This window comes from Mesorhizobium sp. RSR565B, from assembly GCF_054719465.1.
This window is the reverse complement of the sequence record NZ_JBTTIE010000001.1, coordinates 1929356-1946281: the sequence shown is the minus strand read 5'-3', so window position 1 is coordinate 1946281 and position 16926 is coordinate 1929356. Positions and strand designations below refer to the sequence as shown.

The following is a 16926-nucleotide window of genomic DNA, read 5'->3' as shown; positions in this document are numbered from 1 at the left end:
CCGGCAGGACAGAGGGGGGCGCCACAGAGCGCCTGCCAAGACGATTATCTGGAGCGCGTCATGAACATTCTCGAACGCTATCACGCCATGGAATACGGCCCGGCGCCGGAAGCCCGCACCGAGGCCGATGCCTGGCTTGCCGGACGCGATTTCGGCAAGGCGCTGTTCATCGACGGCGGCTGGAAGGCAGCAGGCGGCGGCAAGACCTTCGAGACCAGCGAACCCTCATCCGGCAAGCTGCTGGCCAAGATCTCCGATGCCGGCGCCGCCGATATCGACGCAGCCGTCGCCGCAGCCACCAGGGCCTTACCGAAATGGTCGGCATCCTCGGGCTACCAGCGCGCAAAAGTGCTTTACGCCATTGGCCGCGCGATGCAGCGTCATCAGCGCCTGTTCGCAGTGCTTGAGTCAATCGACAACGGCAAGCCGATCCGCGAAAGCCGCGACATCGACGTGCCGCTGGCCATCCGCCATTTCATCCATCATGCCGGCTGGGCACAGGCGCTGGACAAGGATTTCCCAGGCCACAAGGGTGTCGGCGTCGTCGGCCAGATCATCCCATGGAATTTCCCGCTGCTGATGCTGGCCTGGAAGATTGCGCCGGCGCTCGCCGCCGGCTGCACGGTGGTGCTGAAGCCGGCCGAGTTCACGCCGCTCACCGCCATCCTGTTTGCCGAGATCTGCGAGCGTGCCGGCGTGCCCAAGGGCGTCGTCAACATCGTCCAGGGCGGGCCGGAAGCGGGCGTCGCCATCGTCAACCATCCCGGCATCCAGAAGATCGCCTTCACCGGCTCTTCGGAGGTCGGCAAGATCATCAGGAAAGCCACGGCTGGATCGGGCAAGAAGCTGTCATTGGAGCTTGGCGGCAAATCGGCCTTCATCGTCTTCGAGGACGCCGATCTCGACAGCGCCGTCGAAGGACTGGTCGACGGCATCTGGTTCAACCAGGGCCAGGTCTGCTGCGCAGGCTCGCGGCTTCTGGTGCAGGAAGGCATTGCCGACGCGTTGATCGCAAAGGTCAAGGTCAGGATGAGCCGGCTTCGCGTCGGCAGCCCGCTCGACAAGAACACCGATATCGGACCGCTGGTCGACGCCACACAGCTCGACCGCGTCAAGGGCCTGGTCGCCGAAGGCGCCAGACAGGGCGCCGTCTGCTGGCAGCCCGACGCGGTGCTGCCGTCTTCCGGCTACTACCACCTGCCGACGCTCGCCACCGGTGTTTCGCCGGCAAATATATTGGCGCAGGAAGAGGTGTTCGGTCCGGTTCTGGCCACCATGACCTTCCGCAACACCGAGGAAGCGATCGAGCTTGCCAACAACACGCGCTATGGGCTGGCCGCCTCGGTGTGGAGCGAAAACATCAATCTCGCGCTGCATGTCGCGCCGCAGCTGAAGGCCGGCGTCGTCTGGGTCAACGGCACCAACATGTTCGATGCAGCCTGCGGCTTCGGCGGCTACCGCGAAAGCGGTTTTGGCCGTGAAGGCGGCCGCGAGGGCATGTTCGAATATCTGTCGGTGAAACTGCCGCTTGGTCCCGTGATCAAGCCGACGGCGTCTTCGGCGCAGCCGGTCGAGCAATCGGATGGCGGCGCCATCGATCGTACCGCAAAGCTGTTCATCGGCGGCAAGCAGGTGCGGCCCGACGGCAATTATTCGCTGGCGATAGCCACTGCCAAGGGCAAGCTCGCCGGCGAAGTCGGTCTCGGCAGCCGCAAGGACATCCGCGACGCCGTTGCCGCCGCCCGCGCCTGCAAGGCGTGGCCGGAGGCGACCGCCTACAATCGCTCCCAGGTGCTCTATTATCTCGCCGAAAATCTGTCCGGCCGTGCCGGCGAGTTTACCGCACGCTTGACCGAACTGACCGGCGCCAACGCCAAGGCCGCGCGGGAGGAAGTGGAACAATCGATCGAGCGCCTGTTCCTCTATGCCGGCCTTGCCGACAAGTATGAGGGCAGGGTGCATCAGCCACCGGCCCGCGCCGTCACGCTCGCTTTGCACGAGCCGGTCGGCGTCCTCGGCATCGTCGCCCCGGACAGCGCGCCGCTGCTCGGCTTGATCTCCCTGATCGCACCTGCGCTTGCCATGGGCAACACGGTGGTGGCCGTGCCGTCGGAAAAATACCCGCTGCTTGCCACCGATCTCTACCAGGTGATCGAATATTCCGACGTTCCGGCAGGCGCCATCAACATCGTCACCGGCCGCACGGCGGAGCTTGCCGGCGTGCTGGCCAAGCATGACGATGTCGACGGGCTCTGGCTGTTTGCCGATGCCGACACTTGCGCCAAAGCGGAGGCCGATTCCGTCGGCAATCTCAAGCGCGTCTGGACCGGCAACGGCCGCAGCCTCGACTGGGCGTCCGACGAGGCCGCCGGCGATGCCCTGCTGCGCCGCGCCGTCGAAGTGAAGAACGTCTGGGTGCCATACGGCGACTAATGCCGCCGAAGCGCGCTGTGCTTGAGTGAACCATGGCAGCGTGACTCTTGTCCGGTTGTCATACATGTTGTTGCATCAGAGCAAGCGATGTGCATTACATCAGCCGTCGCGAAGGTGATCGCGTTCGGGCTTGACGCTTGGACATGTGTTCTTTAACCAGAAAAAACATTTGTTATTTAAGGACTGATGGATTGTGCAGGCCGCATAGTCGCGCCTGTCTGGCACAGGACGCCCCAGTCAGCCGGCAGTAAATCGGGCCGAGCAGTGGCCAAAGAGGGCGAGGAGAAACGCATGGCGGATCTGGCAGGCAAGGTCGTTGTCGTCACCGCGGCGGCACAAGGCATCGGCAGAGCGAGCGCATTGGCCTTCGCCAAGGCAGGTGCCATCGTGCACGCCACCGACATCAACGAGGCGCTGCTGGCCGAACTCGCCAAGACCTCCGGCATCAAGACCCGCAAGCTCGACGTCCTCAACGATGATGCCGTGACATCGGGCTTCGCCGAAATCGGCCGCGTCGACGTGCTGTTCAACTGCGCCGGCTTCGTTCATTCCGGCTCGATCCTCGAGATGAAGGATGCCGATCTCGACTTCGCCTTCAATCTCAATGTCCGGGCCATGATCCGCACCATTCGGGCTGTGCTGCCCGGCATGCTGGAGCGCGGCGATGGCTCGATCATCAACATGTCGTCCGTCGCCGGCGCCGGCAAGGGTGTGCCCAGCCGTTTCGCCTATGGCGTCACCAAGGCGGCCGTGATCGGCCTGACCAAGGCGGTCGCCGCCGACTATGTCGCCAAGGGCATTCGCTGCAACGCCATCTGCCCCGGCACAGTCGAAAGCCCGTCGCTGCAGGACCGCATGCATGCGCAGGGCGACTATGACGCCGCCCGGGCGGCCTTCATCGCCCGCCAGCCGATGGGCCGTCTCGGCACGCCCGAGGAAATCGCCGATCTTGCGGTTTATCTGGCCGGTGCCACGTACACCTCAGGGCAGGCCTATAATATCGACGGCGGCTGGTCGATCTGAGCAATAGCCTTGATCCGCAGGTCCAGGCTCGAACAGTTCTAAAGTCCGGCTTGCCCCAGGTCGGGTCCGATAGCCAGAGTCCGCCCAGTCATCGCTTGGCGGAGCGAGTTTTGAAAACGGCCTTGGGCCACAATTTGGAGAGCAAGATGAAACTGCTGCGCTATGGCGAGATAGGGAACGAACGCCCCGGCCTGCTCGATGCGGATGGCACGATCCGCGATCTTTCAGGTCATGTCGCCGACATTGCCGGCAAGGCGCTCGATCCGGCATCGCTCGAGACATTGTCGAAGCTCGATCCGAAGTCGCTGCCGGTGGTTTCCGGCAAGCCGCGCCTCGGCGCCTGCGTCGCCGGCACGGGCAAGTTCATCTGCATCGGCCTGAATTATTCCGATCATGCCTCCGAAACCGGCGCCACCGTGCCGCCGGAGCCGATCATCTTCATGAAGGCGAGTTCGGCCATTGTCGGCCCCGACGATGATGTGCTGATCCCGCGCGGTTCGGAAAAGACCGACTGGGAGGTTGAACTCGCCGTGGTCATCGGCAGAAAAGCCAAATATGTCAGCGAAGCCGAGGCGCTGGATTATGTCGCCGGCTATGCCGTTGCCCATGACGTGTCCGAGCGAGCCTTCCAGGCCGAGCGCCAGGGCCAGTGGACCAAGGGCAAGAGCTGCGACACGTTCGGTCCGACCGGGCCGTGGCTTGTCACCAAGGACGAGGTTGCCGATCCGCAGAACCTCAAAATGTGGCTGACGGTCAACGGCAAGACGATGCAGAACGGCTCGACCAGGACCATGGTCTACGGCGTCGCCTATCTCGTTTCCTATCTCAGCCAGTTCATGTCGCTGCATCCTGGCGACATCATCTCCACCGGCACCCCGCCCGGCGTTGGGCTGGGCATGAAGCCGCCGGTGTTCTTGAAGGCTGGCGATGTGGTGGAACTGGGCATCGAGGGGCTCGGCCAGCAGAAGCAGACCTTCAAGGCGGATGTTTAGCCATCTCTTCTCTTGAGCGTTTCACCGTTTGCCGGCGAAACGCTCAATCTCTTTGTTTCCCCGGCGGCTGGCGCCTCTTGTCAGCGCCAGCCGAGAGCCGGCGCGACGTGCTTCAGGATCGCCTCGATGAAGTGGGCGTTGTACTCGACGCCGAGCTGGTTGGGGACGGTCAGAAGCAGCGTGTCGGCCTCGGCGATCGCTTCGTCCTCTTTCAGCTGATCGATCAGCACATCGGGCTCCGCGGCATAGGAGCGGCCGAAGACGGCAAGCTTCTCAGGCTCGATATAGCCGAAATGATCTTCGCTGCTGCCGCCGCCGAAATAGGCGCGGTCGCGGTCGTTCACCAGCGCAAAGATGCTGCGGCTGACCGACACGCGCGGCTCGCGCGCATGGCCGGCCTCCTTCCACGCCGCGCGATAAGCGCGGATCTGTTCGGCCTGCTGGATGTGGAGCGGCTGGCCGCTCTCATCGAACTTCAGCGTTGAACTTTGCAGGTTCATGCCGAGCTTGCCCGCCCATTCGGCGGTGGCGTTGGTAGCGGCACCCCACCAGATCCGGTCGCGCAGGCCGGCCGAGAATGGCTCGAGCCGCAGCATTCCCGGAGGATTGGGGAACATCGGCCGCGGATTGGGTTGCGCGAAACCTTCGCCGCGCAGCACGTCCAGAAACACCTCGGCATGGTTGCGCGCCATGTCGGCATCGCTTTTGCCGTCCTGCGGCACGTAGCCGAAGTAGCGCCAGCCGTCGATCACCTGCTCCGGCGAACCGCGGCTGATGCCAAGCTGCAGCCGGCCACCGGCGATCAGGTCGGCAGCACCCGCATCCTCGGCCATATACAGCGGATTCTCATAGCGCATGTCGATGACGGCGGTGCCGATCTCGATGCGGCTGGTGCGGGCGCCGACCGCGGCCAGAAGCGGAAACGGCGAAGCGAGCTGGCGGGCAAAATGATGGACGCGGAAATAGGCGCCGTCCGCGCCCAGCTCCTCGGCGGCGACGGCCAGGTCGATCGACTGCAGCAGCGCGTCGGACGCCGAGCGCGTCTGCGATTGCGACGAGGGCGACCAATGGCCGAAGGAAAGAAAGCCGATCTTTTTCATGCGCGCATCCTGTTCTTTGATTCCAGTTGCCTACTTCGTCGCCCACGCGATCGGGTTCAATCGACACTCACACAACGCAGTGTCAATGCCGCCGCCCCTTGACGGTTTCGCAACGATACCCATCGGTGCGCAAAGGACCAAGGCCATGGTCCCCGGCGATGCCTTGCGCGACCGCGTCAGCATCTGCCGCGGCGCTTTTGGGGCCAAATGAACCAACCAAAGGCGATGTACCGCAAACTCCATTCGCTTCAGAGCCCGGTTTTGAAATCTTCTCGCTCATTTAATTCTACAAAATCGGTAGGCTTAATGCGGATAGTGCGTCTGCGAGAAGGAGCCTCGGATGTCAAAAAAGCTGGTGGTGGGGTTGTCCGGCAACCTGACCCGTCCGTCCAAGACGAAGGCATTCGTCAGCCACATCGCCGGTGAGGTGGCGAGCCGGGCCGGCTCGGCTTTGAGCGTTTTCGACATCGAGGATCTCGGCCCGTCCTTTGCGCCTGCAAGACAGCTTGGCGATCTCGATCCGGCGGCGCGCGGTATTATCGAGCAGCTGCTCGGCGCCGACGTGCTGGTGGTCGGCTCCCCGACCTTCAAGGGCAGCTACACCGGGCTGTTCAAGCACTTCTTCGACCTGCTCGACCCGTCGTCGCTTCGCGGCAAGCCGATCATCCTGGCGGCAACAGGCGGCGGCGAGCGTCATTCGCTTGTCGTCGAACACCAGTTGCGGCCGTTGTTCGGCTTCTTCGAGGCGCAGACCCTGCCGACCGCGATCTACGCCTCGGACAAGGACTTTGCAGATGGCGTGCTGGTGTCAGAGGCAGTCAAGGCGCGAGCCCGGCAGGCGGTCGCCGAGGCATGCCGGGTGGCCGGCGTGCCCTACAGCGTCGTCCTTGCCGCCTGAAACCACGATCCGCGACGCAATAGTCCATCCCGCATAGACCAGAAGGACGCCTGCAATGACTCGAGCCAGCAAGTCCGATAGCAGGCCGCGGCAGATCAAGCTCGGCGCCTTCCTGCCCGGCGGCGGGCAGCATATCGCCGCCTGGCGTCATCCCGATGCGCCGGCCGACGGCGCCACCAATTTCGAGTTCCACAAGCAACTGGCGCTGACCGCCGAGCGCGGCCTGTTCGACGCCTATTTCCTGGCCGACAACCTGACCGTCGGCCTCGGCGCCCGCGAGGGCGGCAATGCCAAGATCGCCGGTTTCGAGCCGGTGACGCTGTTTGCGGCGCTGGCGCCGCTGACGACGCATCTCGGCTTCATCGCAACGGCGTCCACCACTTATGAGGAGCCTTACACGCTGGCGCGCAAATTCGCTTCGCTCGACCTGTTGTCGAACGGCCGCGCCGGCTGGAACGTGGTGACCTCGGCCGGCGACGAAACGGCACGCAATTTCAACCGCGACGTCCAGCCCAGCCATGCCGAGCGCTATGCCAGGGCGCATGAGCATGTCGAGACGGTCAAGGCGCTGTGGGACAGCTGGGAGGATGACGCCTTCATCCGCGACAAGCAGTCGGGCCGTTTCTACGACAAGGACAGATTGCACGACATCGACCACAAGGGCGAGCATTTCAGCGTCAAGGGTCCGCTCAACGTGCCGCGCCCGGTGCAAGGACATCCGGTTGTCGTACAAGCGGGGCAGTCGGAAGACGGCCGTGGGCTTGCCGCGCACTCGGCCGAGGTCATCTTCACGGCCCATCAGAAGCTCGAGACGGCGCAGGAATTCTACCGCGACATCAAGGCGCGCGTGGCTGAAGTCGGCCGCGATCCCGACCAGGTGCTGATCATGCCGGGCGTCGCGCCCTTCGTCGGCCGCACCGAGGACGAGGCCCGTGCCAAATACCAACAGCTTAACGACCTTATCCTGCCCGAGGACGGTGTCGCCCTGCTCAACGGGCTGGCCGGCCAGACGCTCGACATCAGGGGCTATCCGCTCGACGGCCCGTTGCCGCCGAGCAAGGAAACCGAAGGCATGAAAAGCCGCCAGGCGCTGATCCGGCAGATTGCCGACGAGCACAATTTCAGCATCCGCCAGCTTTACCAATGGGTAGCGACGGCGCGCGGCCACTACACCATCGTCGGCAGCGTCACGCAGGTCGCCGATCAGCTGGAGGAATGGTTCACCAGCGAGGCGGCCGACGGCTTCAACATCCTGCCGCCCTGGCTGCCCGGCGCGCTCGACGATTTCGTCGACCTGGTCATTCCCGAGCTGCAGCGGCGCGGCCTGTTCCGCACGGCTTACGAAGGCCGCACGCTGCGCGAGAATCTCGGTCTCAGGCGCCCGGAAAATCCATGGACCGTCGCCCGCTCGACCGTCCTTGCCGCCGAATGACCTTGGCATCGAAGGGGTGAAGCAATGACGTTGCAGCACATCGATCGGCAAATCACGGTTCGCCGCAGTGGTGGCGAAACCGGGCTCGGCACCGACTTTCTGCGCCTCGGCGGCCGGGCTGCTGTTCGCTTCCTGAAGCGCTACGGCGTGCTTGCCGGCTTCCTGGCGCTCTGGCAGGTGGCGAGCAGCGTCGGATGGGTCAACGCGGCGGTGCTGCCGCCGATCGACATGATCGTCGAAGCGCTCTGGAAGGGGCTTGCCGGCGGCAGCCTGCTCGGCGACATCGCCATCAGCCTGCAGCGCGCCGGCATCGCCTTTGCCGCAGCCGTGGCCGTCGCCATTCCGCTCGGCCTGTTCATGGGCCAGGTGCGCCCGGTCGAAACCGCGCTCGATCCGATCCTGCAGGTGTTCCGGCAGACCTCTGCACTGGCGCTCTACCCGGTGTTCATCCTGCTCTTGGGACTTGGCGAGACCTCGAAGATCTTCGTCATCTTCTGGGCGACGCTGTTTCCGCTGCTGCTCAATACCACCAGCGGCGTCAAGGAAGTCGATCCCAAGCTGCTTGAAATGGCGCGCGTCTATGGTGCGAGCCGGCTCACCGTGTTTCGCCGCGTCGTACTGCCGGGCGCCGTGCCGTCGATCTTCGTCGGCTTGCGGCTGAGCGCCACCACGGCGCTGCTGCTGCTGATCGCGTCCGAGATGATAGGTGCCAACAAGGGCATCGGCTTCCAGGTGATGAACGCGCAGTACAATTTCCAGATCCCGCTGATGTTTGCGGCAATCGTCATCCTCGCCGGGCTTGGCCTGATCGCCAACCAGGCATTGGTCACCCTGCAGCGGCGGCTCTGTCGCTGGAGCAATCCTGTCAACTGAGCAGTCCGCCCCTCACCGTTTACCTCACAAGGACCCGATCATGAAAATCACCCGCCGTTCGCTGCTTGCCGGCGCGCCGCTTGCCGCCGGCCTCATCGCCGCCGGCCTGCCGCGCCTGGCCTTTGCGCAAGCCGCAGCCGTCAAGTTCCGCTACCTCGCCAGCCGTGGCAGCATCTCCCCGCACGAGATGGCCGACGAGCTCGGCTACTTCAAAGGGCTCGGCGTCGAGTTGGAGAATGTCGGCTATTCCTCGGGTGGACCGGAATCGCTGTTTGCGCTGTCTTCCGGCAGCGTCGACATCGGCTCGGCCGCCACCGCAGCGGTGATCAACTCGATCTCGGGCGGCAACGACTTCGTCGCGGCGTATCCGAGCAACGGCATCAACAAGGATGTGAAGAGCGTCTTCTACGTGCTGGAAGACAGCCCGATCAAATCGATCGCCGACATTGCCGGCAAGACCATCTCTGTCAACACGCTCGGCGCTCATCTCGACTATACGGTGCGTGAGGCCCTGCACAGCGTCGGCCTGCCGCCGACCGCCGCCAACCTCATTGTCGTGCCCGGCCCGCAGCTTGAGCAGACGCTGCGCTCGCGCCAGGTCGACATTGCCGGCCTCGGCTACTGGCAGGCGACCTTTGCCGGCGCGCTGGTCGCCAATGGCGGCGTGCGCGGCGTGTTCGACGACACGCAGGTGCTCGGCGAACTCGCCGGCGGCTTCGTCGTACTCAGGCGCGACTTCATTGCCGCCAACCCGGATGCGGCGCGCAACTTCGTCGAACAGTCGGCGCGCGCCTCGGACTGGTCGCGCCAGAACCCGGACGAAGCCCGCAAGGTGCTGGCCACTATCCTCGACAAGCGCGGTGAAAACGGCGATCTCGCCCGCTACTGGACCGGCTTTGGTCTGCGCGAAGGTGCGCAGGCGACCGACCGCGACATCGACTTCTGGGTCGCCGTGCTGGAGCGCGACGGCCGTCTGGCCAAGGGCAAGCTGAAAGCCGCCGACATCCTGTACCGGCCCGGCGAAACCAAGATCAACTGAGCTCTGAAATAGCTGAGAGATGAGATGACCGGTTCCAACCGCGGCGGGGAGGTCTCGATCCGCGACCTGTCCAAATCCTTCAGCCTCGGCGGGCGCCAGCTTGCCGTGCTGCGGACGCTCAACCTCGACATTCGTTCGGGGGAATGCCTGGTCATTGTCGGCGCCAGCGGCTCCGGCAAGACCACGTTGCTGCGTATTCTGGCCGGACTGGAGGCGGCCGACAGCGGCGGTGTCGCGATCGACGGCCAGCCGGTGCATGGCGTCGGCGCCGAGCGTGCCGTGATCTTCCAGGAGCCGCGGCTGCTGCCGTGGCTGAGCGTGCTCGGCAATGTCGCGTTCGGCCTCGAAGTGCGCGGTGTTCCCAAGAGGCAGGCCGAGGAACGCGCCCGCTTCTACGTCGCCCTGGTCGGCCTTGCCGAATTCGCCGATGCTTTTCCGAGCCAGCTTTCCGGCGGCATGGCGCAGCGCGTCGGCATCGCCCGGGCGCTCACCGTGCAGCCCGAGATCCTTCTGCTCGACGAGCCGCTGGGGGCGCTGGACGCCATGACCAAGATCGGCATGCAGGAGGAACTGGCGCGCATCTGGAGCGAGGAGAACGTCACCATGGTGATGGTCACCCACGATCTGGAGGAGGCGATCTATCTTGCCGACCGGGTGCTGATCCTGCCCAAGGAGAAAGGCGGCGCGGCGCGGTTGATCGACATCGACCTGCCACGCCCGCGCGAGCGCAGCGAGAGCCGCTTCGTGCGCTATCGCGAAGAACTGCTGCGCGAATTCGGCCTGCACTGATCGGGGAAGGGGCCAGCCGTGGCTCCCCCGGAAGATTAGCTCTCGCAATTATTGCTTGGTGAACGTGCCCGTATAGGTTCGGTCGGCAAGCCCATAGGTGACGGCCAGCGTTCCGTCCGCCTGAATGACCGCGCTGACGTCCGCGCCATTGGGAAGACGCCGCAGTTTCAACGTGTTGCCGAAAATCTTGCCTTCGCCGTCGGCCACGCCCGGTTTGTTGTCGGCGACATCGCCCCAGGCATAGGTGGCGGTGACATTGCCGCCGCGCGTAATCGTCAGCACGGCGAGCTTGCCGTCATACATCCCGTCCAGCTGTCCGCCCCATATGCCGGAAAACGCGACATACTTGGCCGGGACGCCTTCGCCGGGCGGCATAACCCGCACGGATGGATCGAGGACCGCCGCACCATCAGGAGCAGAGATCGCGGCAGGCGCCATGGGCTGAGGTGCGGGCGTTGGCGGCGGCGATGATGGTTCAGGCGCCGACTGGCAGGCGACAAGCACGAATGCCGCGAAACCGAGCGTCGGAAAAAGACTGTTTGGTGGAGCCAATCGGGATCGAACCGACGACCTCTTGAATGCCATTCATAGGGCCTTTCTTTCGTTCTGCTTCCGTTCGTTGCAGCTAGTATCCGGAAAGCTATTGTTTTCAACGCAAATCAGCTACGGTGTTTCCGCAAGCATCGCCGGGTTTCCTATTTTATGGTGCCCTGGCGGTGCCCCGACCCTCTAAGTGGTGGCACAGTATGTCCGAAGGCGCCAAGTCAGTCAAAATCACGAAGCGCGTGGTGGACGCCACGAAGCCGAACGGCACAGACTTCTATGTGTTCGATAGCGAGTTGATCGGGTTTGGCCTTCGTGTGCGCGCCACTGGCGGCATGTCCTATATCGTCCGCTATCGTGCCGGCACCGGCCGCTCGGCCCCGGTCAAGCGCGTGACAATTGCCAAGGTTGGCAAGGTGACGCCAGACCAAGCCCGCGACGTGGCCAAAGACCTCCTGGCCTCTGTCGTCAAGGGACAAGACCCTTCACGCGATAGAGCCGAGGAACGCGGCGCCATCACGTTTGCCAAACTGGCGGATGCGTTCCTGCATCATATCGAAGCCCTGAAGAAGGCGAACACCCACGCTCAGTACGCCCATATGCTCAACGCTTATGCGGTGCCGCAGTTCGGAACTCGCAAGGCAGTAGCAGTGACCCCGAGCGATATTGCCGGACTGCACATCAGCATGAAGGCAAAGCCGACGACCGCGAACCGGGTACGCGACGTTGTCAGCTCAATGTACGGCTGGGCGATCAAGGGCAAGGTTCTGCCTAAGATGGAAAACCCAGCTGCCGGCATCGCCAAATATCGGGAGGCCAAGCGGGAGCGGTTCCTGTCGTCGGAAGAAATCCTGCGGCTCGGGTCCGCTATCCGAGAAGCTGAGACCGTTGGCATTCCTTGGGAGCCGGACCCCGCGAAAAAGATCAAACACGCCCCCAAGGCCGGCAATCGGCTGATCAAGCTAGACCCGGCATCGGCCGCCGCTCTGCGGTTGTTCATCCTGACCGGCGCCAGGCTGCGCGAAATCCTTCACCTCACATGGGAGATGGTTGACCTTGAGCGCGGTCTCCTGCTCCTGCCCGATAGCAAGACCGGCCAGAAGACCATCATCTTGAACGCGCCGGCACAGATGGTTTTGTCTGAACTGTTGAGGATCGACCGCTACGTCATCCCGGGCAAACCTAGAAAGCTCAAGAACGGCAAGATGGAAAGTAGGCCACGTGCCGACCTCAAGCGACCGTGGCTGATGATCCGCAAGCGCGCTGGCTTGGCTGCTCAGGCCGACAATCCGGGTTTTAGGGTCCGCATCCACGATTTGCGGCACACCCATGCCTCAATAGGCGTCGGCGCCAATCTTGGCCTGCCGATCGTCGGCAAGTTGCTTGGCCATACGCAATCGCGCACGACAGAACGCTATGCGCATCTTGAAGCCGACCCGTTGCGCAAGGCTTCAAATGCTATCGGCAAGAGAATATCTGAAGCTCTAGGCGATGCTACTCCGTCGGTGACAGAGAACGTCGTGAAACTTCACCCCGCTAAGGGGTAAGGCAGAACCCGCAGGGATAGGACGGCCATCCGACAAGCCGGCGCAGCACCACCGGTTTCCCTGCGGTCCTGAAGGTGCATCGCGCGAAAGGTGCAGCGATGGAAGACTGGCAGACGTTTTGGATCGCAAAGCAGGCATGGCCTCGCGACTACGGCGGTAGCAATGTGTTTTTGGCTGCGGCTGTTGATGAGACCGGGGAAGCGTTGTTTGCTGATGATTGGACCGGCTCGGAACCCCTTACCCCCCTTGAGCGATACGACCTTTGGCTTGAGTACAAGACGGACGCCAAAGGCCAGCAGCTGCCCGCACCGATCAGCTTTCCAAAATGTAGCGCTTCCTCAGCGAAGGCTTGGGAGCGCGAGGCAGTTCGCCGCCTACTCTTGAGCAGGAGCCCGCCGATAGCGATCGAAGTGTCTACGCATGCCTACAAAGGCAAGACCTATGATTTCAACGACGAGGTATGGCGCATTGGTTGCGCGATGGCGCACGATATCGACGCGGAGAGAAATGATTCCTGGGCCAGGTTTCTCACAGTCCAGAACAAGATCCGTGACGGAATCGCCGGGGGGGCATTGGTGTCGGTTCTTCGGCCACTGATTGGCGGCGGATTTTCAGAACCGGTGAAGCCGACAGACTGGAGCACGGAGCAGGCATTTGGGCGGTTTACATTTTGCCAGATGCCAATGAACCCATTTGGAAGCGGTCCGAAAGACAATCACCTCATTTTCGTGACCCGGGATAGTCTCGATCGGTTCAAGACTGCTTTGAATGCGCCAATATTACCCGGGGCGGTCGCGATAGCGGCGCCCCCCCAGAGGAAGCGACGCACCGGCCAGTATGGGCTAATTGAGAACTGGCTATATGAGAGGCATGGAGGGATTCCCCCGGCCCACATGACAGAAGACCAGCGAACGGGCGACTTGCATGATTACGCTGAGAACGTAGCCAAGTCCCCGCTCAGGCCCGATCCGAAGACAATAAGAAAGGCAATAAGGGAAATGTCGGGAATTAGCGGGCACTAAGCAGGTATATAACGGGCTGTAAGGCCACAAAGTGGGCGCCCGCTCTTTCCCGTTCTTTTCTCTAACAAAATGGCGAAATCCCGTTCAATTTCATCGTGTTAGCCGCTCCTTCGCGGCGTTGCACGGAGAACGAAATGAACACTAATACTCAAGACGCCCGCAGGCTCCGCACCGATGGTGCGGCCCTCCATGTCGGACTCTCAGTGTCCACGCTCGAAAAGCTCAGACTGACCGGTGACGGCCCCGAGTACATCAAGCTCGGCCGCACGGTGGTCTACAGCACAACCGACCTAGACGCTTGGATGGAAGGCAACCGCCGCAAATCAACTTCAGTGGCTGCGTGAGGTGCGGCCATGACCCCAAAAAATGAAACCGCAGGCTGGCTGGCCTGCGGCTCGGTAGTCTCGAAAGGTGTGGTGCCTCAGGATTACCAAAAAGCCGGCGATATCGCAACAAGCTTCGATTACGCCGCAGCGAAGCTGACCACCCGTTTTCGGCTTCGAATCGAAACGGCGCGCGTTGTTTGCACTCTCTCCGGTTTGGGAGGTGCGTCATGAGCCGCACTAAGGACAAGATCTGGGTTCGCGCCAGGGTTATGCCCGATGGCGAACCCATGACGATTTACGGCCGGGAAGCGTGGTGCCTTCGGAGGCTAATCGAGGCTGGCGATCGAGGATGCACACCCATTGAACAGCCGGCGCCTCGGTGGAGCGCGTACGTTCACGACCTGAAGCACAAGTTCGGCCTCGTAATTGACACCGTCCACGAGACCCACGCTGGCCCATATGCAGGCTCGCATGCGCGCTACGTGCTCCGGTCGCATGTGGCAATCATCGAGGACAGCGAAACGGCGAGGGCAGCAGCATGATGCCCAATGACCCTTTTGTCAGAGAGTCGGCACGAAGCTTCGCCAAGCTTGTGGCTGATGCCGATATATGTGCGGGCGTTTACCACGGTCCGGGAGGCATCGCAGAGACGGCCGCATCAATCGTTTCGATCATGGGCGGGGATGCGGTTTTCTCCTCCGAAGTCGTGGCGGATCTGCGGGAAGCGGCCATCCAGGGCTACAACGAGCGCCTGCAATTCCTCAAGTCAGTTTCCGATCGGATTGGGGGAGGCTGAGATGCGCGAGTATTCCAAGATCAGCCCGAAGGTTTGGCGCTCGCCTAGGTTCCGCAGCCTCGAAATGGATGACTCCAGGCTGTTTTACCTGTTCCTGCTCTCGTGTGAGCATCAATCAAGCGCGGGGTGCTTCAGGCTCCCCGACGCCTATGCCGCAGCGGATCTGAATTGGTCTGTCGACCGCCTGGAGACCGCGCGAGCGCCGCTCGTCGGCGACTTCATTGTCCATGATGCAGCGACGTTTGAATATTTCATCGCTCGTTGGTTTCGCCACAACCCGACGACCAACGTGAAACATCGCCAAGGCGTCAGGCGGCTCATTTCAGAGCTGGATAGCGATCTAGTCCGCGAGGCGGCCGAGATCGAGCTTGAAGAACACGAAGAGAGCAAGAACGTGTCGGCAAGTGCTTCGATAGCCCTCTCCGGTGCCAACGACAGACTCGCTGGATCTCAGTTCCTCAATGGCCGGAGGGCATAGCGCTATGAAAGCCCTTTCCAAGCTCTCCGATATACAGAGACAGAGACTAGACACAGACAGAGACCGAGAGGGAGACCGAAACAAAACTGAAAGAGAGACTTTTACTGAGACCGTCAAAATCCCGAACGAAGGCGTTCCCTCATCGTCGGCAAGGGGCTCTGGAGGGAAGAAAGGGCGCAAGCCTTCAACGGCAGCGCTCTACGACCTCAAGGCAGGAAGCAAAGATAGCCGCGCCTACCAATGGCCCGAACAGCTTTACCCTCTACGGGATTGGCTCCGTAGACACGGCGTCGATGTCGGCGCCCTCAAGAGCGAACGCCAGGCGCTTTGGCTGGCCAAGAGCCTTGGCCGGCAGGGGAAGAAGATGCCGCATCGCCTGGAACCGCTATTCCCGGCCCTGCTGAAGATCCAACGGACGCTTTGTCCGCCGAAACCGGTCGATGCGAGGGCTGCAGCGCCCCATTCCAAGCTAACCGGCACATTCGGCTCGGCCTCGCCGGTTCGCTCTATCAGCATCGCGACCTATCTGGCGGAAAAGGCCGCTGCGCTGGACGGAGGCCGTCATGGATAGGCCAAAGACGCTCACGCTTCAGCAGGCCGCTGGCATCGCCGGAGTTTCACCCGACACGGTTGCCAGGTGGTGCAAACGGTATGGGATAGGCAAGCAACTTCATAGCAAAGCGCCGTGGCGGGTTGATCCGACGGGACTATCCATCGTCGCGGCGGGCGATGCCGCTGCGCTTAGCCGGTACAAAGAACAAGGTTCGGCGTAGCGGCAATGTCCAAGGGGTTCTCAGTTGCAGCCGTATGGACCACATGAGCCGCTGAAAGCGTTCCCATCAGAGTCTGTGCCAGAGTAGAACGTCGAGTTTCCGACCCTTTGCTGCTGCATGTTCCAGGAGTTGCCGTCCGCAGCGGTGCCGTTCGTGACGGTGGTGTTTCCAAATGAGGTGCTGTTCTGAGACCAGTTTGATCCGGTGTTCGAATTATAGCCGGTGACGTTGGTTGTGTTTCCATAGTGCTGGACGTTGTAAGAATTGCCACTGTTGTCCGTGCAGGTCTTGAACGCGTCGCTTCCAAAGCACGCGGCATGGGCAAGAGAAGTTGACGACAACAGCACAAGCGCAATTAACAGGCGTTTCATTGTTTCCCCCTCCAAGCGGTCAGTGACGCTATCATGACGACCAGTATTTGGCCATGCGGATTATGTCGGACATTGCCGATGATGCGGAACGCCAACAATAGCCAGCGCTGATAATCTCCAACGTGTCATTTACAGGAGATTACTCATGCGCCTCAGCGCAGCGATGATCGAAAATATCCGGCTTCGTGTCTCGCCCGAAGAGAAGCACGCCCTTCGTGTTGCAGCTTCGAAGCGGGGGCTTACGCTGTCAGAATACATTCGCGAAGCGACCACCGAAGCCTCACAGCGGGCGGCCGCATAGCATGTCGTTTTTACAAGCCCCTCCGATGACCCTCATGCAGCTTTGGCGCCTTCACAGGGCTGAATGCCGTGCGATCGGTTCAATCGTGGCCGATGCGCGCGCCGGCACTCTGCCAGGCATCGAACCTCTCCCTAGCGGGTTTGGCTTCAGCGTCATCGATTCACGGGCGGCCCTGGCTGCCATGACGCCA

General features: G+C 62.3%; 21 protein-coding genes. 17 read left to right on the top strand and 4 right to left on the bottom strand.

Annotated features, from left to right (window positions below; translation table 11 throughout):
• The first annotated feature begins 60 nt into the window (after positions 1-60).
• The 3 genes from ACYG9R_RS09295 to ACYG9R_RS09285 all read left to right on the top strand — a co-directional run bounded on the left by ACYG9R_RS09295 (position 61) and on the right by ACYG9R_RS09285 (position 4448).
• A complete protein-coding gene (locus tag ACYG9R_RS09295; RefSeq protein WP_023823933.1) occupies positions 61-2433 on the top strand; it encodes an aldehyde dehydrogenase family protein in 2373 nt (790 codons plus the stop codon).
• A 291-nt stretch (positions 2434-2724) separates the two neighbouring features.
• Positions 2725-3456, top strand: coding sequence for an SDR family oxidoreductase (locus tag ACYG9R_RS09290; RefSeq protein WP_023703679.1), 732 nt, complete (start codon positions 2725-2727; stop codon positions 3454-3456).
• 146 nt (positions 3457-3602) lie between these two features.
• Positions 3603-4448 (top strand): fumarylacetoacetate hydrolase family protein, encoded by an 846-nt coding sequence (locus ACYG9R_RS09285; protein ID WP_023823932.1) that lies wholly within the window; start codon positions 3603-3605, stop codon positions 4446-4448.
• 80 nt (positions 4449-4528) lie between these two features.
• Here the strand turns inward: ACYG9R_RS09285 and ACYG9R_RS09280 are convergent, their stop codons facing one another.
• Entirely contained in the window at positions 4529-5548 is a 1020-nt protein-coding gene (locus ACYG9R_RS09280; protein ID WP_023823931.1) for an LLM class flavin-dependent oxidoreductase, read from the bottom strand.
• An 82-nt stretch (positions 5549-5630) separates the two neighbouring features.
• Complete coding sequence (locus tag ACYG9R_RS09275) at positions 5631-5828, bottom strand: hypothetical protein (protein WP_155923261.1); 198 nt, start codon at positions 5826-5828, stop codon at positions 5631-5633.
• A gap of 60 nt (positions 5829-5888) precedes the next feature.
• Between ACYG9R_RS09275 and msuE the strand changes: the two genes are divergently transcribed.
• From msuE to ACYG9R_RS09250, 5 genes are read left to right on the top strand one after another with little or no spacing between them, the layout of a single operon-like run.
• Positions 5889-6446 (top strand): FMN reductase, encoded by a 558-nt coding sequence (gene msuE, locus ACYG9R_RS09270; protein WP_023683545.1) that lies wholly within the window; start codon positions 5889-5891, stop codon positions 6444-6446.
• A 55-nt stretch (positions 6447-6501) separates the two neighbouring features.
• Positions 6502-7878, top strand: a complete 1377-nt coding sequence (locus ACYG9R_RS09265; protein ID WP_023683544.1) for an LLM class flavin-dependent oxidoreductase — start codon at positions 6502-6504, stop codon at positions 7876-7878.
• Between the two features lie 24 nt (positions 7879-7902).
• On the top strand, positions 7903-8751 hold the full coding sequence (locus tag ACYG9R_RS09260) for an ABC transporter permease (protein ID WP_023683543.1): 849 nt from the start codon (positions 7903-7905) through the stop codon (positions 8749-8751).
• A 40-nt stretch (positions 8752-8791) separates the two neighbouring features.
• The gene (locus ACYG9R_RS09255) at positions 8792-9790 is read left to right on the top strand and encodes an ABC transporter substrate-binding protein (RefSeq protein WP_023823929.1); all 999 of its coding nucleotides are present in this window, start codon (positions 8792-8794) and stop codon (positions 9788-9790) included.
• A 24-nt stretch (positions 9791-9814) separates the two neighbouring features.
• The gene (locus tag ACYG9R_RS09250) at positions 9815-10579 is read left to right on the top strand and encodes an ABC transporter ATP-binding protein (protein ID WP_023683542.1); all 765 of its coding nucleotides are present in this window, start codon (positions 9815-9817) and stop codon (positions 10577-10579) included.
• Positions 10580-10627: 48 nt separating this feature from the next.
• Here ACYG9R_RS09250 and ACYG9R_RS09245 read toward each other — a convergent pair whose 3' ends face one another.
• Entirely contained in the window at positions 10628-11017 is a 390-nt protein-coding gene (locus ACYG9R_RS09245) for a hypothetical protein (RefSeq protein WP_023683541.1), read from the bottom strand.
• 308 nt (positions 11018-11325) lie between these two features.
• Between ACYG9R_RS09245 and ACYG9R_RS09240 the strand changes: the two genes are divergently transcribed.
• The 8 genes from ACYG9R_RS09240 to ACYG9R_RS09205 all read left to right on the top strand — a co-directional run bounded on the left by ACYG9R_RS09240 (position 11326) and on the right by ACYG9R_RS09205 (position 15862).
• Positions 11326-12669, top strand: a complete 1344-nt coding sequence (locus ACYG9R_RS09240; RefSeq protein ID WP_023823928.1) for a site-specific integrase — start codon at positions 11326-11328, stop codon at positions 12667-12669.
• 98 nt (positions 12670-12767) lie between these two features.
• Positions 12768-13691 carry a hypothetical protein gene (locus tag ACYG9R_RS09235; RefSeq protein ID WP_023823927.1) on the top strand — a complete coding sequence of 308 codons (924 nt, stop codon included), beginning with the start codon at positions 12768-12770 and terminating at the stop codon, positions 13689-13691.
• A gap of 134 nt (positions 13692-13825) precedes the next feature.
• Complete coding sequence (locus ACYG9R_RS09230; RefSeq protein WP_023823926.1) at positions 13826-14035, top strand: helix-turn-helix transcriptional regulator; 210 nt, start codon at positions 13826-13828, stop codon at positions 14033-14035.
• A gap of 9 nt (positions 14036-14044) precedes the next feature.
• Entirely contained in the window at positions 14045-14248 is a 204-nt protein-coding gene (locus ACYG9R_RS09225; protein ID WP_155923260.1) for a hypothetical protein, read from the top strand.
• Complete coding sequence (locus ACYG9R_RS09220; RefSeq protein WP_023823925.1) at positions 14245-14559, top strand: winged helix domain-containing protein; 315 nt, start codon at positions 14245-14247, stop codon at positions 14557-14559. Before ACYG9R_RS09225 ends, ACYG9R_RS09220 begins: the two co-directional genes overlap by 4 nt.
• The gene (locus ACYG9R_RS09215) at positions 14556-14813 is read left to right on the top strand and encodes a hypothetical protein (RefSeq protein WP_023823924.1); all 258 of its coding nucleotides are present in this window, start codon (positions 14556-14558) and stop codon (positions 14811-14813) included. The genes ACYG9R_RS09220 and ACYG9R_RS09215 overlap by 4 nt, the downstream gene beginning before the upstream one ends.
• Position 14814: 1 nt before the next feature.
• On the top strand, positions 14815-15291 hold the full coding sequence (locus tag ACYG9R_RS09210; RefSeq protein WP_031199352.1) for a hypothetical protein: 477 nt from the start codon (positions 14815-14817) through the stop codon (positions 15289-15291).
• 4 nt (positions 15292-15295) lie between these two features.
• A complete protein-coding gene (locus ACYG9R_RS09205) occupies positions 15296-15862 on the top strand; it encodes a hypothetical protein (RefSeq protein ID WP_155923259.1) in 567 nt (188 codons plus the stop codon).
• A gap of 222 nt (positions 15863-16084) precedes the next feature.
• On the opposite strand, the gene ACYG9R_RS09200 is transcribed toward ACYG9R_RS09205, so the two are convergent.
• Positions 16085-16435: a hypothetical protein gene (locus ACYG9R_RS09200; RefSeq protein ID WP_081726845.1), complete on the bottom strand. Its 351-nt coding sequence runs from the start codon at positions 16433-16435 to the stop codon at positions 16085-16087.
• Between the two features lie 145 nt (positions 16436-16580).
• Here ACYG9R_RS09200 and ACYG9R_RS09195 point away from each other — a divergent pair, with 145 nt between their 5' ends.
• The gene (locus tag ACYG9R_RS09195; protein WP_081726844.1) at positions 16581-16736 is read left to right on the top strand and encodes a plasmid mobilization protein; all 156 of its coding nucleotides are present in this window, start codon (positions 16581-16583) and stop codon (positions 16734-16736) included.
• The last annotated feature ends 190 nt before the right edge of the window (positions 16737-16926 follow it).

Coding starts and splice junctions, on each gene's coding strand:
- ACYG9R_RS09280 (WP_023823931.1), bottom strand. CDS start 5,548: ATGAAAAAGATCGGCTTTCTTTCCTTCGGCCATTGGTCGCCCTCGTCG.
- ACYG9R_RS09220 (WP_023823925.1), top strand. CDS start 14,245: ATGAGCCGCACTAAGGACAAGATCTGGGTTCGCGCCAGGGTTATGCCC.
- ACYG9R_RS09210 (WP_031199352.1), top strand. CDS start 14,815: ATGCGCGAGTATTCCAAGATCAGCCCGAAGGTTTGGCGCTCGCCTAGG.
- ACYG9R_RS09245 (WP_023683541.1), bottom strand. CDS start 11,017: ATGGCGCCTGCCGCGATCTCTGCTCCTGATGGTGCGGCGGTCCTCGAT.
- ACYG9R_RS09240 (WP_023823928.1), top strand. CDS start 11,326: ATGTCCGAAGGCGCCAAGTCAGTCAAAATCACGAAGCGCGTGGTGGAC.
- ACYG9R_RS09215 (WP_023823924.1), top strand. CDS start 14,556: ATGATGCCCAATGACCCTTTTGTCAGAGAGTCGGCACGAAGCTTCGCC.
- ACYG9R_RS09285 (WP_023823932.1), top strand. CDS start 3,603: ATGAAACTGCTGCGCTATGGCGAGATAGGGAACGAACGCCCCGGCCTG.
- ACYG9R_RS09295 (WP_023823933.1), top strand. CDS start 61: ATGAACATTCTCGAACGCTATCACGCCATGGAATACGGCCCGGCGCCG.
- msuE (WP_023683545.1), top strand. CDS start 5,889: ATGTCAAAAAAGCTGGTGGTGGGGTTGTCCGGCAACCTGACCCGTCCG.
- ACYG9R_RS09230 (WP_023823926.1), top strand. CDS start 13,826: ATGAACACTAATACTCAAGACGCCCGCAGGCTCCGCACCGATGGTGCG.
- ACYG9R_RS09260 (WP_023683543.1), top strand. CDS start 7,903: ATGACGTTGCAGCACATCGATCGGCAAATCACGGTTCGCCGCAGTGGT.
- ACYG9R_RS09195 (WP_081726844.1), top strand. CDS start 16,581: ATGCGCCTCAGCGCAGCGATGATCGAAAATATCCGGCTTCGTGTCTCG.
- ACYG9R_RS09265 (WP_023683544.1), top strand. CDS start 6,502: ATGACTCGAGCCAGCAAGTCCGATAGCAGGCCGCGGCAGATCAAGCTC.
- ACYG9R_RS09250 (WP_023683542.1), top strand. CDS start 9,815: ATGACCGGTTCCAACCGCGGCGGGGAGGTCTCGATCCGCGACCTGTCC.
- ACYG9R_RS09225 (WP_155923260.1), top strand. CDS start 14,045: ATGACCCCAAAAAATGAAACCGCAGGCTGGCTGGCCTGCGGCTCGGTA.
- ACYG9R_RS09290 (WP_023703679.1), top strand. CDS start 2,725: ATGGCGGATCTGGCAGGCAAGGTCGTTGTCGTCACCGCGGCGGCACAA.
- ACYG9R_RS09235 (WP_023823927.1), top strand. CDS start 12,768: ATGGAAGACTGGCAGACGTTTTGGATCGCAAAGCAGGCATGGCCTCGC.
- ACYG9R_RS09255 (WP_023823929.1), top strand. CDS start 8,792: ATGAAAATCACCCGCCGTTCGCTGCTTGCCGGCGCGCCGCTTGCCGCC.
- ACYG9R_RS09205 (WP_155923259.1), top strand. CDS start 15,296: ATGAAAGCCCTTTCCAAGCTCTCCGATATACAGAGACAGAGACTAGAC.
- ACYG9R_RS09200 (WP_081726845.1), bottom strand. CDS start 16,435: ATGAAACGCCTGTTAATTGCGCTTGTGCTGTTGTCGTCAACTTCTCTT.
- ACYG9R_RS09275 (WP_155923261.1), bottom strand. CDS start 5,828: ATGAGCGAGAAGATTTCAAAACCGGGCTCTGAAGCGAATGGAGTTTGC.